The following is a 16660-nucleotide window of genomic DNA, read 5'->3' as shown; positions in this document are numbered from 1 at the left end:
AATGCTTTGGTTGACAAAAGAGTGCGCCTATCCTAAGAATTGATGATCGGATGGATTTGGCCTTAAAAGAAAAAAACTTTGATGCAAATGACACTTGGAAATGGAGGATTCAAAACATGGCGTTACGTATAAACACGCTTTTTCTTGTAATTTTTACAGGCCTTTTGCTTCTGGCCTCTGACTGCGCTTTTGCCCAGTCTTTGCAGCCCACTCTGGAAAATGCCTGGCATGCCTACCTTCAGGCCAGCAAATCAGGAAATGAGTCGGAACTTGAAAAAACAATGTCTTCCTACAGCCTTTGCGCCTTGAAAAATAAGCTGGTTTCTGCACAGCGGACATTAACGCCTGACATCATAAAAAGTTTTGCAAAATCCAGCCCTGATATTTCCAAAATGGAATTGGTCAGGGTGCTTGAGAAAGGAGATACCGCAGGCCTTGTATATGCCGGGGATTCAGGCGTAAAAGACGCTGCCGGCAAATCCAAAGTGACTTTCAGCGCCATTAAATTTGTAAAGGAGTCCGGATGGAAGGTGGACGCCACCATGAATTGCGACAAGCCAATGTATCAGGATGATGGCCGGAAAACACAATTTTATCTGTCAGACCTGCAACCGGCCTGTGTCGTGGACGGGAAGGTAAAGCCCGCACCGGCTCTGGTCCAAACGCCGTATTCATCAGCTCTGCTTGATATATTCAGCTATGGTTACCAGGCTCAGGTTACGGTTAACGATGTCCCCCAGCAGCCGGTCACCGCGAGTTGGTCCGGGGTGGTGATAGGCGGTCTTTGCAAGGACAAAAACAAAATCACCATTGCAATGACAAAAACAGGCCCAGCCGGGCAGAGTGTTCCTAAGATAAGAATCCGTCAGCTTCTTGCAAATCGTACAACACAGGAAGTTTTGAAATTTGAGCCCAAAAAAAATATTGAGGGGGTTCATACATTTACCGTCTCAATTCAATAGTTTTCCCATGACAGGTATGAGGAAAATACATAATTACACCGGGTTTTCCACGGAATCCGATAATTTCATCTTCAACCTAGAAAACAATTTCGGTGCCCGTCACTATAACAGGATCAACCTGGTGGTCAGACGCGCCAAAGGCTGCTGGCTCACCGATGACAAGGGAAACAAATACCTGGACTGCCTGGCGGCCTACTCGGCTGCCAACCCGGGGCACCATCATCCCACCATTACGAATGCGCTGCTTAACGCCCTCACCGGCAATTATGCATCAGTTATCTCCAACGTGGTATTCACTGATCCTTTAGGGATTTTTCTTTCCGAATGTGCGGCATTTGCCCCCCAGCTTGCTCCCAGATTCGGTGCGCATGGCAACAAGGTTCTGGCTAAAAACGGTGGTGTGGCGTCCGTTGAAACGGCGCTGAAAACCATGCGATACTATGGGTTCAAACAAAAGGGAATTGAAGACGGCAATGCCATGGAGTTCTGCCGCAAACTGATGAAGGAAGGACTTATTGTCAATGACAGCCACGGCCACACCATTCGTATTTCTCCGCCCCTGGTCATCAATGACGAGGAGATGGATTTCATGGTGGAACGGCTGGAACGGGTGCTGGTTTCTTAACTGTTCAGTATCTGAAATGAATTTCCATTAAAGGGGAGGCTGATCAAATGATCAGCCTCCTTTTTTTTCACAGACAGGGTCTACCAGCATCTGGCAGATTGATTGCGGTACTGGCCGCCGCAATACCCGCCACCCGGGCCGCCCATGGGACCTGGAATATTGTGCTGCTGTGCCTTGGCTCTCAGCTCATTCTGGGTCTTGCTGATATTTTCGGACAGGGTCCTGGCTTTTTGGGGATCAGGGTTTGTTCCTGCCATCAATGCACTCAGCTCAGCCTGGTCGGCAGCGATTGATGCCCGAAGTGCCTGGGTATCTTTGAAAAAGGCGTCCAAGTCTTCCTGGTTGACTGCGGACTGATTAAATTGTTTTCCATATCCGCGCATACCTGTGCCTGATCCGTAACCGCATCCCCAGGCATATGCACTGACTGCAAAAAATCCCACGATAAAAATTGCTGTGACTGCTGTAATTGTTTTTTTCATGATAAACTCCTTTTGATTAACTGGTTATAAAATTTTAGTTCTTAAACCGCCTATGCCATTCGAACTTATGGACTGGATATTGCAACCGGTATGCCAGACAGTATGTAAAAATATAACATATTGTAATTAAAAAAATATTTTCGCTTTCAGTTGTTTTTATCCATTGTAAAAAGGAGATGTGGTGATTAAATTTTAATCACCTTGCCGGATGCCGGTGATTAAAATTTAATCAGTCAGCAGAAGATTATTATGATGCCAGATAACAAAACACCCTATCTAAACCGGTCCATATCACCCTGGGTGATTATTGGAATCAGTGTTGTCCTTGTGGGGGTGGTGGTCACCCAGGCTGCCATGAACTATAACCGTGAAAAAAAATATATGGGGCAGATCCTTTCGGAAAAAGGCGCGGCACTGATTCGATCCTTTGAGGCGGGGACCATCACCGGGATGATGGGCCGGATGGGAAGTGAGGCGCATCTGCAGACCTTGATGGAGGAAACAGCGGCCCAGGAGGACATCTCCTATATCATTATCGCGGATCAATCAGGGATTGTCCTTGCGCATAATCAAAAGGATAAAATAGGTACCCCGTTTACGCCTCCCCTTTCCAAAGACGATGCCCAGCCCTCTGATCATCCTCAATGGCGCACGGTCAAAGGCCAGGGATCCAAAGACTATTTTGAAGTCTATAAAACCTTTCTGCCCGAATTAAAAGGCCGGGGGCAGGGCAAAGGATCAGGGAGACATATGATGGGAGGCCATATGGGCGGTTCCCATCCGTGTGCGCCGGGCTGGATAAAAGGCCTGTCCCGGCAGCGCCTTTTAGACCCTGAAACCCGGCCGGCCATATTCATCGGGATGGACATCGAACCATTTGAACACGCCCGGAAAGAAGATATTCAAAACAGCATCATAAGCATTGCACTGATTTTATTTCTGGGGCTGGGCGGCATTGTCTCCCTGTTCTGGGCCCAGAACCATGCCCGTTCCCGCAGGCTTCTTATGGACACACGGGTATTTGCCACTGAACTGGTAACAAGCCTGCCTATGGGGATTGTGGCTGTGGATGATGCCGCAAAGGTCATCTATGTCAATGAGACCGCTGCCATCCTTTTGGGAAAAGAACTTGACCAGATAAAAGGTAAAAAAGCTGCCCAGGTGCTGCCGCCTTTTTTGCTGACACGGCTTGACCAGGTGGATAACGGCGGCTTTGTTTCAGAACAGGAATTGAAACTGCCCTCCCACACAGGCAGAGCAATTCCGGTCACTGTAACCATTACAAAAATTGCCGGTGCCCAGGGCAATTTCATCGGCCATGTTTTCATTCTTAAAGATTTAAGCCGGATCAGGGCCCTGGAACTTGAAATCAAACAGAAAGAGAAGCTTGCGGCCGTGGGTATCCTTGCTGCCGGTGTGGCCCATGAAGTCAGAAATCCCCTAAGCTCCATAAAAGGCTATGCCACTTATTTCAGCAGCCTGTTTGATCCAAAAAGCGATAATAAAAAAGCTGCCAACATCATGGCTGAGGAGGTTGACCGGGTGAACCGGGTCATCTCGGAACTGCTTGAGTTTGCCCGGCCCATTCAACTGGAATTAAAGAAAACCAGAATTTGTGAACTGGTGGACAAGGCATTGCGGCTGATAAAATATGAAGCAGATCCGGCAGGTATAAAGATCATCAGTTCCGTTGAACCGGACCTGCCCGAAGCTGAGGTGGATAAAGACCGGTTGACCCAGGTGCTGCTCAACATTTTTATAAATGCCATCCAGGCCATGCCGTCGGGCGGTACCTTAACTGTCAGCGTTAAGGCCATGGAGAGCAGGCTGCAATTCGAAATACTGGATACGGGCAGCGGCATATCCGCCGAAGACCAGGCCAATATATTCAATCCCTATTTTACAACCAAAAAACGAGGTACAGGCCTTGGCCTTGCCATTGCCTTTAAAATCATCGAAAGCCATGGCGGGACCATCACCATTGAAAGCCTGAAAAACAAGGGCACCACATTTATGATTTCAATTCCCCTGAAACAAAACAAACCGGGGCAGAACAAAGAGGAGCTGATATGAAAGGACGATTACTGATTGTTGATGATGACGTAGCCCACCTGTCAATGCTTGAAACCCTTTTAAAAAGTCTTTCTTACGCCATTGAATGTGTCAAAGACGGCGCGGATGCCATCCGGCAAGTACAAAAAAACCCCTATGACCTTGTTCTCATGGATGTCAGGATGGCCAACGTAGGCGGTATGGAGGCACTCAAAGAGATAAAGCTCCTCAACCCCGCCATACCGGTCATTATCATGACAGCCTACTCTTCGGTGGATAAAGCGGTTGAGGCCATGCGGCTGGGGGCGGATGACTATCTGACCAAGCCCTTGAATTTTGAGGAACTTAAACTCTCCATCGAGCGGGTAACAAAACATCTGCAATTGTCCCTGGAAAACAGCCAGCTTAAGGCACAACTGCTGGGCGAGGGGGACTTTTCCGGGATTATCGGTACAAGTCCGGCCGTCAAAGAGGTCATTGGCACGGCTAAAATTGCCGCGCCCACCGATGCCACCATTTTGATTTCCGGGGAGAGCGGTACCGGTAAAGAGCTGTTTGCAAAAGCCATTCACAAAAACAGCAAACGAAAAGACCACCCTTTGATCTCGGTGAATTGTGCCGCGTTAAGTGAGACCCTGCTGGAATCTGAATTATTCGGCCATGAAAAAGGGGCGTTTACCGGGGCGGACAAACCCAGGGACGGCCTTTTTATATCTGCGGATAAGGGCACGATTTTTCTTGATGAAATCGGAGAGATTCCCTTATCCATGCAGGTAAAACTGCTCAGGGTTCTCCAGGAGAAAGAGATCCAGAAAGTGGGCTCCGATAAGGTCAAAAACATTGATGTGCGTGTGATTGTGGCCACCAACAAAAATCTGGAAAAAGAGGTGGAAAAGGGGGCTTTCCGGCAGGATCTGTTTTACCGGCTTAATGTCATCAATGTAAAAGTGCCCCCATTGCGGGACAGAACAGATGACATCCCTTTGCTTGCCCAGAAATTTTTAAACAAGTACACAAAAGAGAACAAAAAAACCATTAAAGGGTTTACCCCCATGGCCATGGATGCCCTGGTCAAATACCGCTGGCCGGGCAATGTGCGCGAACTTGAAAATATCATTGAACGCGCCATTATCCTGTGTCCGGGGCAGTATATCTGTGAAAAAGATCTGCCCTCAAATGTGATAAAGGATTATGAACCGGAAAACCTGGTCCGGCACCCGCTTTCCGGGGGAGGGAAAACCCTGGATGAAATCGAAAGCATTGCTCTGATTGAGACGCTTCGGCAGACAAAGGGCAACAAAACCGAAGCGGCCAGGATTCTTAACATTACAAGAACAACGTTGAACAACAAGCTTAAGCGGCATAACCTGGACCTGGATAAGATTCTGCCGGCAAACCCATAATTGTAGCGGCTTGGAATAATTGATTCGGGTGTTAAGATTCAAATAGTGTAACGCTGTAACCTCGGGTGTCAAAGGGTAAAAAAATATCATGCGTCAGCATTGTCAAAAAAAGTAGTGTCGGCGCATGGATTGGTGTGAAAGAGCTTGACAATTAAAGGGGAACGGACTATATGTATGTGCATAAATATAGAGGGGAGTAGTTATCGGCTGAAGAAAAAGCCGACCCGGATTCCGTCAAGACGGTCGAAAGACCCGGAACCGGGGCAGGTATCCTGTAAACAAGACCTTTATCCCGGCGATCATGCCGAGGGTAAAGGTCTTTTTTATTATCGGCATGGCATATATGAACGATTTGATTAAGAAGGATGGTATCTATGATTGCTGAAATCACCTGGGTCCATTGGACTGCATTTATCCTGGCCGTTATCCTGTTCCTGGCCATGGATCTGGGTTTGTTCCACCGGAAGGCCCATGCTGTCAGGTTCAAAGAGGCCCTGCTGTGGACGGGCATATGGATTGCGGTGGCCATGGGATTTGCATGGGGGCTGAATGCGCTGCGCGGGCAGGAAGAGGCCCTTGAATTTTTAACGGGCTATATTGTGGAGCTGTCCCTGTCCATGGACAATGTGTTTGTCATTGCCTTGATTTTCAGGTATTTTCAGGTTCCCTTAGCCTATCAGCACCGGGTCCTGTTCTGGGGCATCATGGGTGCCCTTGTTCTGAGAGGAAGCATGATCTGGGCCGGAGCCGCCCTGGTACGGCAATTTGAATGGACCCTGATCGTTTTTGGCGCTTTTCTGGTTTTCAGCGGAATCAAACTGCTGTTTGCCAAAGAAGAAAGTGTGGAACCGGAAAAAAATATCTTAATGCGATTGGCCCGAAGATTTATGCCCATAGCCCCTTCCTATGATCAGCAGCGCTTTGTCACCATTGTCAGCGGCCGCCGCATGTTTACCCCTCTCGTTCTGGTACTCATCATGGTGGAGGCCACGGACCTTATATTTGCACTGGATTCCATTCCTGCGATTTTCGGCATCACGACAAAGGAGTTTATTGTCTTCACCTCCAATGTTTTCGCCATTCTGGGGCTGAGATCCCTTTATTTTGCCCTGGCCGGGGCCATCGACTATTTCCGTTTCCTGAAATTCGGACTGTCATTGGTGCTGGTATTTATCGGTGTCAAAATGCTTCTGCTGAAATTCATTCACATCGCCACTCCCGTGTCTCTGGGGGTCATCGGAACAATCATTCTGTGCTCCATCGGGCTTTCTCTGGTGAGCCGTTGGATACAAATCCGCAAGGCATTGAAGTGGAAAGCAATATCCGGCAAGGAGGTGGATTGACAGGCTTGATTTTAATGCCGATCGGTCCTTGGCCGCCGGTAATCATTAAAAATCAAATAGATATGACATATTAAGAGGCTGAATCAGGGCTGGATGACTGCATTCAGGATGGCTCAAAATTAAACAATGGAGGAAATGTAATGCTGAAAGTTTCAAGACCCAAGATGACCCTGACGGTTTTAACGGTGATGGTATTTTTTATGATAGCCGGGTTCATGGAAGTTGCCGATGCCCGGACAAAGAGCGGCGGACGGTCCTTCAGAAAAGCGCCGGCCGTATCAAAACCGGCGGCCCAATCCCAGACGCCAAGAGCCTTAGGCAGTCCCATGGGCGGATCCTTTACCCGGGGTCTGGCCGGCGGCATCATGGGCGGGTTCCTGGGCAGCATGCTTTTTGGCGGAATGGCCCATGGCATGGGCGCGGGAGGCTTTGGCGGCAGTGGATTCGGGCTGTTTGAAATCCTGCTCCTGGCAGGTGTTGCTTATTTCGTTTACCGATGGTTTTCCCGTCGGAAAGCCCTTGCCGGGAATACCGGATCACCCTTTTCAACGGACCCGCCCCCGCCTTCCCGGCTGTTTTCCGGCTCAAGCACCTCCCGGGAGACACAGGAGAATATGGTGGAAGATCCCCTGGTCGCCGGTGTGAGAGAAATCTGGGCCGTTGACGGCAGTTTTGATCCTGATGCATTTAAAGAAACCGCCCAGGATCTGTTTTTCAAGATCCAGGCCGCATGGACCCGCCGGGATGCCTCAGTGCTGAAGCCCTTTGTGGGGGATCAGTTGCTGGAGGAATATGAGCAGCATTTTAAAGATCTCAAACACCAGGGCCATCTCAACCGCCTCGAAAACATTGCCGTTCGGAATGTTGAACTGATGGCCGCCGGGGTCCAGGGCGGCGAGATGTTTGTCACGGTCCGATTTACCGCCAATCTGCTGGATTATACCGTGGATGAGAAATCCGGAGAGGTTGTGACGGGAGATTCTGAAAATCCCGTGAAATTTGATGAGGCATGGACCTTTGCGGCTCCTGCAGGAAGCAGGGCGTGGAAACTGGAAGGCATAGAGGCTTGAGCCGGATATTTAGAGGTGGCGGTTTATGAAGGGGCGCCCAATGCCTTTGCTACGGGCCCCAGTAAAACCAATGCCCTGGTGGCGGTGTCCACCGGTTTGATGCAGGGCATGAACCGGCGGCAGATAGATTTTTCCCGTCAGCGGGAATACCGGGCCGATATGGGGGCAGCCGACCTCATGGGCGGCCGGCAGCCCATGATTGATGCCCTGCGCGTCCTCGGCAGCCTGGGCGCAGGGGAGCTGCCTAAAGAAATGGCTGCCAGCGGGATTTCAGGCAAGGATATGATGTCATTGCTCAGCAGTCATCCCGCCGCTGGAAGCCCGGATTGCCGCTCTGCAATCAGCACATTGAGCGCCGCCACCAGCAAAGTTATCGGGCTTGTATATTAAACACATGCAAGGTTCGAAAGGTTAAAATTGAATCATATGGATTTCATTTGGCTTGATTGACATGGACGGGAGAAGGGTGGATAAGCTCCTGGTGTCACGGCAGGACTTTGATAAAGAAGCGCTTAAGCCGGAATAGCAGGCGCAAAAGAGCAGCTTACATGTCTGCCAGATAGAACGCGATCAATTCCGGTTTATTAGGCCGGATGGGACGTCAGGTTAGTATTTACTCTTTGGAATTATGTGATATAATTCGATTTCAGAATCTTATCTGTTTTTTAAAGTCCAACTTCTTAAGGCAAAATCATGGTCACAGAAAATCAGGAAAGACACTTGCTTACCCAGAGCCCTCCCCCGGGAACGGCCCGGGTTCTATTCTGCGGAGATATTGCCGTTTTCACACTTTGCGTATCCCCTGACAGTCCGGGCCGGGCCTTTGTCAGAACCAACCTGGGCAATGCAAATGCGATCCGCAGAGAAATCATCCACCGAGTGGAAAAAAACGGAATCAAACTGGGCGAGGCCTGGCATGACCTGCCCATGAAAGAAGATGGTGATGGAATTTTTTCCATCTGCCTGCCCCTGGTCCAGACCGGATCGTTCCAGACCAAATGTTTTTTCCTTCCCCGGGGCAGTGATGTCCCGGTCTGGCCCGAAGGGAACAACACCATCCTCTGTGTTGAACCGGCCGGCACCTGCTGCGCCAATATTATTTATAACGCTTTTGTGCGGCAATTCGGCCCCACCAAGGACGCAAAGTACCAGGCCCCCAACCTGGATTCCGTGATCAGCAGACTGGATAACCAGGGATTCACAGTGATCCCCAAATCCGGAAAATTCAGGGATCTGAAGGAACAGTTGAACTTTATCTTTTCCCGGATGGGCTGCCGGGCGCTTCACCTTCTGCCCATCCACCCCACGCCCACCACCTATGCCCGGATGGGCCGGTTCGGAAGCCCCTATGCAGCCCTGGACTTTTCAGATGTGGACCCGGCCCTGGCCCAGTTTGACCCGGCAGCCACCCCCCTTGAACAATTCATGGAACTGGTGGATGCCGTGCATGACCACGACGGCTACCTGATCCTTGACATTGCCATCAACCATACCGGCTGGGCAGCCAGTCTTCATGAATCCCATCCCGAGTGGCTGGACCGGGAGGATGACGGCAAAATCCGCATGCCCGGCGCCTGGGGTGTTGTGTGGGCCGATTTGACCAAGCTGGATTACCGGCACACGGATCTGTGGCAGTACATGGCTGATATTTTCCTGCTCTGGTGCCGCAGGGGCGTGGACGGATTCCGGTGTGATGCCGGGTACATGATCCCGGAACCGGCCTGGGAATATATTATCGCCAAGGTCAGGAGCCAGTATCCCAACACCGTGTTTTTCCTTGAAGGCTTAGGGGGTTCTCCGGATGCAACCCGTCACCTGCTCCAGCACGCAAATTTCAACTGGGCCTATTCAGAGCTTTTCCAGGAATACTCCCTTGAGCAGATATCCCGGTACATTCCCCATGCCATAGACCTTTCAAATACCTGCGGCCACCTGATCCATTTTGCGGAAACCCATGACAATGACCGCCTGGCCAAGGTGTCCCATACCTACGCAAAAATGAGGACCGGCCTTTGCGCGCTTTTCAGTATCTGCGGGGGATTTGGATTTACCAATGGCGTGGAATGGTTTGCCAGGGAAAAAATAAATGTCCACAACTCCCCGGGCCTGAACTGGGGGAATCCTGACAACCAGGTGGATTATATCACCCGGCTTCATCTTCTTTTACGGGAACACCCTGCCTTTTTCAGTCGGGCGCAATTAAAACTCATCCATGAAAAAGAGGGCCAGGCCCTGGCTTTGCTAAGATTCAACCCCCGCCATAATTCCCGGGTGCTGGTGCTGGTCAACCTGGACTGCGACAGTCAGGTCATGGCGGTGTGGCCGGCCGGCCTGGAAGGTGGCGCTGCATTTCCTTGGACAGACCTGATTTCAGGCGAGACTGTCCAGGCAGAAAACAAGGATGGGAAGTTCCGCATACTCCTGAAACCGGGCGCAGTGCTGGCCTTAAGTCCTAAAAAGAGTGATCTGGACCTGCTTGGGTCCCAGCCGGCCGGACATCTGTCCATGCCGGGCAGGGTTCTGATGCAGAAACGAAGGGCCCTGGCCCTTGAAGTGATCACTGCGGTGAACGGCCACATGAATCTGGCTGACCTGGATGTGAACCAGGCCGCCATGGACCTGGCTCGGGAGCCTGAAACCTTTATCCGCAGACTTTACCCGGACAGGCGGCCCTGCCGTACCATCCTGTTCGATGCCCACAAGGATGTCAATCGCAGGGTAATGGTCCCCCCGGGCTTTTTCCTGCTGGTCCGGTGCAGCCGGCATTTCAGGGTTCAGCTTGAGGAAGCAGGGCCGGACAAACAATGCCTGGGATTTTGTGAAAGCCTGCCCGCAGAAGGAATTTCCGGATACCAGGCCATTTTCACGCCCATGGAAATAAAAGAGAATCACAGGGACTGCCTGCTCAAACTGCGCATATCCGGACCCGAAGGAACCAAAATAATTACCGGCCATATCCGGTATCTGCCCCCCTTTGAGACCCTGAACCTGCGTCTCTCCTTTACCCGCAAGGAGATTGCACAAGACCCGTCCATCAAGCAGTTGTCCACCACGCGCCTTGGTGCAATGATGCGGGCAGGGGCAAGTTTCAGCCACCTGGAGAGCCGTTACGATGCTCTTTTGGGCGCCAACCTGAATCCCAGCCTGCCCGAAAACCGGTGGATGCTCCTGTCCCGGTTCAAGATCTGGGGTGTATTCCAGGGCTATTCCAGGGAACTTGGGCCGGACTGCCTGGATGCCTTCTGGGCCTCCCATGGCCAGGGCGGCAAATGGCGGTTCAGGATTCCCTCATCCGAAGGCAGGTATTATGTCATTGATCTGTTCCTGGAGATGGACCGGAAAACCAACACCGTGACCCTGACCCTGCACCGGGAAACCGCTCCGGCGGATAATCCCCGGCGCCTTCAGCCCTGGCGCGACGTTACGCTTATCATCCGTCCCGATATTGAAGACAGAAGTTTCCATGACACGGTTAAAGCCTTTAGCGGCCCTGAACAACAATGGCCGTCCCGGGTTTCGGCATTTGAGAACGGATTTTTCTTTCATTCCCAAACAGGACAGATACTCCGGCTGTCAAGCAGCAGGGGTATATTTTTCATGAACCCGGAATGGCAATACATGGTCCACAGACATGTTGAAGCCACCCGGGGACTGGATGCCGACTCAGATCTGTTCAGCCCGGGTTATTTCAACATCAATGTCAAGGGCTCAGACACTGTGCGCCTGAACGCCTGTATCCTTGATAAAGAGGCAATGCCTGAATCTGCAGACGGCAAAAAAATTGCCTTGCCCGGTCCGTTTCATTCAACCGTGCCGTTTTTCCAGGCAGCCCAGGCAAGCCTTGATGCATTCATCGTGGACCGGGGAGCGGAAAAAAGCGTGGTGGCAGGATATCCCTGGTTCCTGGACTGGGGCAGGGACAGCCTGATCTTCTGCCGTTCCCTGATTGAGCTTGGCCGGACCCGGGATGCCTTTGCCATGCTCTCCCTTTTTGGAAAATTTGAAAAGGACGGCACCCTGCCCAATATGATATGCGGTGACGATGCAAGGAATATTGAGACTTCGGATGCGCCCTTGTGGTTCTTTGCCTGCTGCCGGGAGCTGGCCCAAACTTTAGGCAAAGCAGCGGTGCTCACCCAAAAAATCGGACAGCGCACCATGATTCAGGTGCTCAAAGACATGGCTTCATCCATGATCAACGGCACACCCACCGGTGTCAAGGCAGATCCGGAATCCATGCTGCTCTACAGCCCGGCCCATTTTACCTGGATGGACACCAATTTCCCGGCAGGCACCCCCCGCCAGGGATATCCCGTTGAAATCCAGGCGTTGTGGTGTCATGCCCTTCAATTTTTATCCCAGGTTGATGATGTGGACCCACAAACGCCATGGCAAAAACATGCTGACACAGTAAAACGCGCCATCATGGATCTGTTCTGGCGCGAAGAGGATGGTTTTTTCAGTGACTGCCTGCACTGCAGCGGACCGGTTGACGCCGGACATGCAGTCCCTGATGATGCCCTGCGGCCCAATCAGCTGCTGCTGATCACTTTAGGGGTTATCGACAATCCCCAGATCATGGCCCGGGTGGTGGAAACCTGCCGGGAGCTTCTGGTGCCGGGTGGCATCAGAAGCCTTGCGGACCGGCCCCTTGCCATGCCCTTGTTCATTGAACGGGACGGGCAGCGCCTGGCAGATCCCCATGCCCCATATGCCGGGCATTACCAGGGAGATGAGGATACCCAAAGGAAGCCGGCCTACCACAACGGCACAGCCTGGACATGGCAGTTTCCCGTGTTCTGCGAGGCCTGGGCCACAGCCTTTGGTGCGCCGGGTATTCCGGCGGCCCTGGCCTGGCTGGGCAGCGCTTTGCCATTGATGCGCACAGGCGCGGCAGGTTTTGTACCTGAAATCCTTGACGGCAATTTCCCGCACACCCCCAGGGGATGTGATGCCCAGGCCTGGGGATGCAGCGAAATTGCCCGGGTTACCCATAAACTGACCCGGAGTTTAATTTAATTATTTATAGTATATTTATTACATAGTATATTTATTTAAGTTAATTAGTTGCGACCCGTCAGCAAACCAGGAAATGGGAGGTGGTCATGCCCAATAGACCAAGAATTCTTATTGTAACCCCGGAAGTCACCTATCTGCCTGAGGGTATAAGCCCCGGGGATGATGATTATTCGGCCAAGGCCGGGGGCCTGGCAGATGTGTCGGCCGCATTGATCTCCGCATTGTATGATCTAAGCTGCGATGTTCATGTGGCCATACCCGACTACAGGTCCATCTATCACGGCGATAACGAGCCAAGGCATCACAGGGAGGTGGAAAAAATCCGCCGGCGTCTGCGTGAGAAACGGATTCATTTTGCCGCGGACCGGGTCTTCCTTTATAAGGACGGGGTCTATTCCGGTTATTCGGATAAAGACCTCAAAGTGTCCCTGGCGTTCCAGCGGGAGGTGATCAACAATATCATCCCAAGGGTGGAGCCTGACATCATCCACTGCAACGACTGGATGACCGGCTTGATTCCGGCCATGGCCAGGCGATACGGGATCCCGTGCCTGTTTACCATTCATAACATCCATACCATGACCTCTACCCTGGCCGAAATTGAGGACAGGGGAATTGATGCGGCAGCCTTCTGGCATTGGCTCTACTTCAAATATCCGCCCGCTAACTACGAGGAGACCCGGGATACCAACCGGGTGGATTTTCTGGCGTCAGGGGTGTTTTCCGCCCATTATGTGAACACGGTAAGCCCAACCTTCCTGCGTGAGATTGTCGAAAACCGGCACCCCTTTGTGGAACCGCAGCTCAGGGAAGAGCTGGCCCACAAATGGCACGCCGGATGCGCCACAGGCATTTTAAATGCACCTGAGCCGGAATTCAATCCAGCCGTGGATGAGATGGTCCAGTTTAATTACGGCCCCAAAAACCACCGTGCCCAGAAAATGCATAATAAAATTTTTCTGCAGCAATCCGTAGGCCTTGGGATAAATCCCAATGCGCCTCTGTTTTTCTGGCCCTCCCGCCTGGATCCTGTGCAAAAGGGGTGTACGCTGCTGGCAGAAACCATGTATGATATTATTTCCCGTTACTGGGATACCGGCATTCAGATTATATCTGTGGCAGACGGGACATATCAGAAACATTTCCACGACATTGTCAATTTCCATGGCCTGCACCAGCGGATCAGTATCTGGGGGTTCAACGAACAATTGTCCCACCAGGCTTTTGCAGCCAGTGACTTTATCTTCATGCCCTCCTCCTTTGAGCCGTGCGGATTGCCCCAGATGATCGGAGGGATTTACGGCAGCCTGCCCATTGTATTTGACACAGGCGGCCTGCATGATACGGTCAGACAACTGGATGCGGAGCATTCAACGGGCAATGGATTTATTTTCAATGTGCACGATGCCCAGGGACTGAACTGGGCCGTGGACCGTGCCATGGATTTTTTCCGCCTGGATCCGGATGAAAAAGAAGGTCATATCCGCAGGATCATGACTGAATCTGTACTTGAATTCAACCACAGCCGTTGCGCTGCAAACTATATTGAACTATATGAAAAAATGCTCAAAAGGCCTTTCCTGGTCTGATCCGTTATGGACAAATGATCCGTATCTGTCACCTTTTAAGCCCATTATCCGGTCACGTTTTGAAAAGGCCCTGGCAAAGGCGGAAAAACTCAAACACAAAAAATCCTGGGCAAAGATTGCCGACTACCATGAGGTGTTTGGCCTGCACAGGGATAAAAAGGGCTGGGTATTCAGGGAATGGGCACCCAATGCAACGGCCATGTTTATCCTCACACCAGCCAATAACTGGGAAAAATCTTCGGACTGGGAAGTTAAAGGGCCTGACCCCAAAGGCATCTTTGAGGCCCGGTTTCCTGACCGTTTTTTTTGCCATGAACAGCTTTACCGGCTCAAGGTGGTATGGGACGGCGGGGAAGGCGACCGTATCCCCACGGCAGCCACCCGGGTCGTCCAGGACAATGCCACCTATATTTTCAATGCCCAGGTATGGGCACCTGACCAGCCGTACCAGTGGCAGACACAAGTCCCCAACCTGCCGACAAGCCCTCTTTTGATCTACGAAGCCCATACAGGAATGGCCCTGGAGGACGGCAGGGTCGGTACCTGGCGGGAATTTGCCGACCACATCCTGCCCCAGGTCATTGACGCAGGGTACAATACCCTGCAGATGATGGCGGTCCAGGAGCATCCCTATTACGGTTCCTTTGGATACCATGTGTCGTCTTTTTTTGCCCCCTCTTCCCGGTTCGGCACACCGGATGATTTCAGGTACCTGGTGGACAGGGCACATCAGGCCGGCATCCGCGTACTCATGGATATTGTACACTCCCACAGCGTGAAAAATGAGGTGGAGGGTCTGTCGCGGTTTGACGGTTCCATGTACCAGTTTTTTCATGACTTGGGCCGGGGGGATCATACGCTTTGGGACTCCCGGTGTTTTGACTATGGCAAAACGCAGGTACTCATTTTCCTGCTCTCCAACCTGAGATATTTTCTTGAGCAATTCCGGGTGGACGGATTCCGGTTTGACGGCGTAACCTCCATGCTGTTTGCCGATCACGGGCTGGGGCGTGCCTTTACAGGGTACCAGGATTATTTTGGTGAGGATGTGGATGAAGATGCCTTAAGTTATCTTTATGCGGCCAATGACCTGGTTCATGAAATCCGGCCCGATGGAATAACCATTGCAGAAGATGTGAGCGGGTATCCCGGACTAGCTGCGCCAGCCAAATTATGCGGCACAGGCTTTGATTTCAGATTTGCCATGGGGGTGCCTGATTACTGGATCAAGCTGCTCAAGGAGGTCAGGGACGAAGCCTGGCACCTGGGAACGGTGTGGTATGAACTGACCCGGCACAGGGACGAAGAGCGCACGATCAGTTATGTGGAGTGCCATGACCAGGCCCTGGTGGGGGATCAGACCGTGATGATGCGCCTGATGGGCGAAAAAATCTATAATTCCATGGAAAAATCCAACACAGGCATTACCACTTGCCGGGCCGTGGCCCTTCACAAGATGATCCGCCTTGTGACCCTGGCATGCGCCCACAAAGGATACCTCAATTTCATGGGCAATGAATTCGGCCATCCCGAATGGATTGATTTTCCATCTCCTGCCAATGGATACTCCTTTCATCACGCCAGACGCTTGTGGTCCCTGAAGTATGACAGGAATCTGTATTTCCCGGATCTGTTCGCCTTTGACAAACAGATGATTGCCCTGGCAAAACAAACGCATTTGTTTGCATGGGACCGCCCAGCGCTTTTGCACATCCACGAAAATGACAAAATTCTGGCATTTGAGCGGTCCGGCCTCGTTTTTGTGTTCAACTTTCATCCGGAACACTCTTTTTCCGATTACCTGATTCATGCACCGGCAGGCAAATATGAAATGCGCCTGGACACGGATGAAACCCGGTTCGGCGGATTGGGCCGCCTGAACCCGGACCAGGTGCATTTTACCAGGCCCCTGGGTGATGTGGCTGAAAACCGTCATGCCCTGAGTCTTTACCTGCCCAGCCGCTGCGCACTGGTTCTGGCTAAAGCTACCCCTTGAAGGAATTAATCCCCCATATACCGTCCGCATATTCCTGGATAGCCCGGTCACTGGAAAAGATCCCGGTGCGGGCAATATTTTTCAGCGACATGGAGAGCCATTTGGTACGGTCCTTATAG

The 16660-nt window shown here is 51.6% G+C and carries 12 protein-coding genes; 10 read left to right on the top strand and 2 right to left on the bottom strand.

The window, feature by feature from the left end; translation table 11 throughout:
- Window positions 1–116 precede the first annotated feature (116 nt).
- Complete coding sequence (locus AB7U36_RS02295; protein WP_428158190.1) at window positions 117–962, top strand: hypothetical protein; 846 nt, start codon at window positions 117–119, stop codon at window positions 960–962.
- Between the two features lie 16 nt (window positions 963–978).
- Window positions 979–1587 carry an aminotransferase class III-fold pyridoxal phosphate-dependent enzyme gene (locus tag AB7U36_RS02290; RefSeq protein ID WP_428158189.1) on the top strand — a complete coding sequence of 203 codons (609 nt, stop codon included), beginning with the start codon at window positions 979–981 and terminating at the stop codon, window positions 1585–1587.
- 80 nt (window positions 1588–1667) lie between these two features.
- Here the strand turns inward: AB7U36_RS02290 and AB7U36_RS02285 are convergent, their stop codons facing one another.
- A complete protein-coding gene (locus tag AB7U36_RS02285; protein WP_428158188.1) occupies window positions 1668–2069 on the bottom strand; it encodes a Spy/CpxP family protein refolding chaperone in 402 nt (133 codons plus the stop codon).
- A 249-nt stretch (window positions 2070–2318) separates the two neighbouring features.
- Here AB7U36_RS02285 and AB7U36_RS02280 point away from each other — a divergent pair, with 249 nt between their 5' ends.
- From AB7U36_RS02280 to AB7U36_RS02245, 8 genes are all read left to right on the top strand, one after another.
- Window positions 2319–4142: an ATP-binding protein gene (locus AB7U36_RS02280; RefSeq protein ID WP_428158187.1), complete on the top strand. Its 1824-nt coding sequence runs from the start codon at window positions 2319–2321 to the stop codon at window positions 4140–4142.
- Window positions 4139–5524, top strand: coding sequence for a sigma-54-dependent transcriptional regulator (locus AB7U36_RS02275; RefSeq protein WP_428158186.1), 1386 nt, complete (start codon window positions 4139–4141; stop codon window positions 5522–5524). The genes AB7U36_RS02280 and AB7U36_RS02275 overlap by 4 nt, the downstream gene beginning before the upstream one ends.
- Window positions 5525–5898: 374 nt before the next feature.
- Window positions 5899–6867, top strand: coding sequence for a TerC family protein (locus AB7U36_RS02270; protein WP_428158185.1), 969 nt, complete (start codon window positions 5899–5901; stop codon window positions 6865–6867).
- Window positions 6868–7007: 140 nt separating this feature from the next.
- Complete coding sequence (locus AB7U36_RS02265; RefSeq protein WP_428158184.1) at window positions 7008–7937, top strand: Tim44 domain-containing protein; 930 nt, start codon at window positions 7008–7010, stop codon at window positions 7935–7937.
- 15 nt (window positions 7938–7952) lie between these two features.
- Complete coding sequence (locus tag AB7U36_RS02260) at window positions 7953–8327, top strand: M48 family metalloprotease (RefSeq protein ID WP_428158183.1); 375 nt, start codon at window positions 7953–7955, stop codon at window positions 8325–8327.
- 303 nt (window positions 8328–8630) lie between these two features.
- Window positions 8631–12956, top strand: coding sequence for an amylo-alpha-1,6-glucosidase (locus tag AB7U36_RS02255; protein ID WP_428158182.1), 4326 nt, complete (start codon window positions 8631–8633; stop codon window positions 12954–12956).
- 86 nt (window positions 12957–13042) lie between these two features.
- Window positions 13043–14545, top strand: coding sequence for a glycogen synthase (locus AB7U36_RS02250; protein WP_428158181.1), 1503 nt, complete (start codon window positions 13043–13045; stop codon window positions 14543–14545).
- Window positions 14511–16541, top strand: a complete 2031-nt coding sequence (locus tag AB7U36_RS02245) for an alpha amylase C-terminal domain-containing protein (protein ID WP_428158180.1) — start codon at window positions 14511–14513, stop codon at window positions 16539–16541. The genes AB7U36_RS02250 and AB7U36_RS02245 overlap by 35 nt, the downstream gene beginning before the upstream one ends.
- Here the strand turns inward: AB7U36_RS02245 and AB7U36_RS02240 are convergent.
- On the bottom strand, window positions 16531–16660 hold a 130-nt coding region (locus AB7U36_RS02240; protein WP_428158202.1), incomplete at its 5' end, for a glycogen/starch/alpha-glucan phosphorylase. The genes AB7U36_RS02245 and AB7U36_RS02240 overlap by 11 nt on opposite strands.

The sequence above is a fragment of the Desulfobacter sp. genome, from assembly GCF_050177295.1.
The sequence above is the reverse complement of the archived record's forward strand: the minus strand, read 5'-3'. Positions and strand labels throughout refer to the sequence as shown.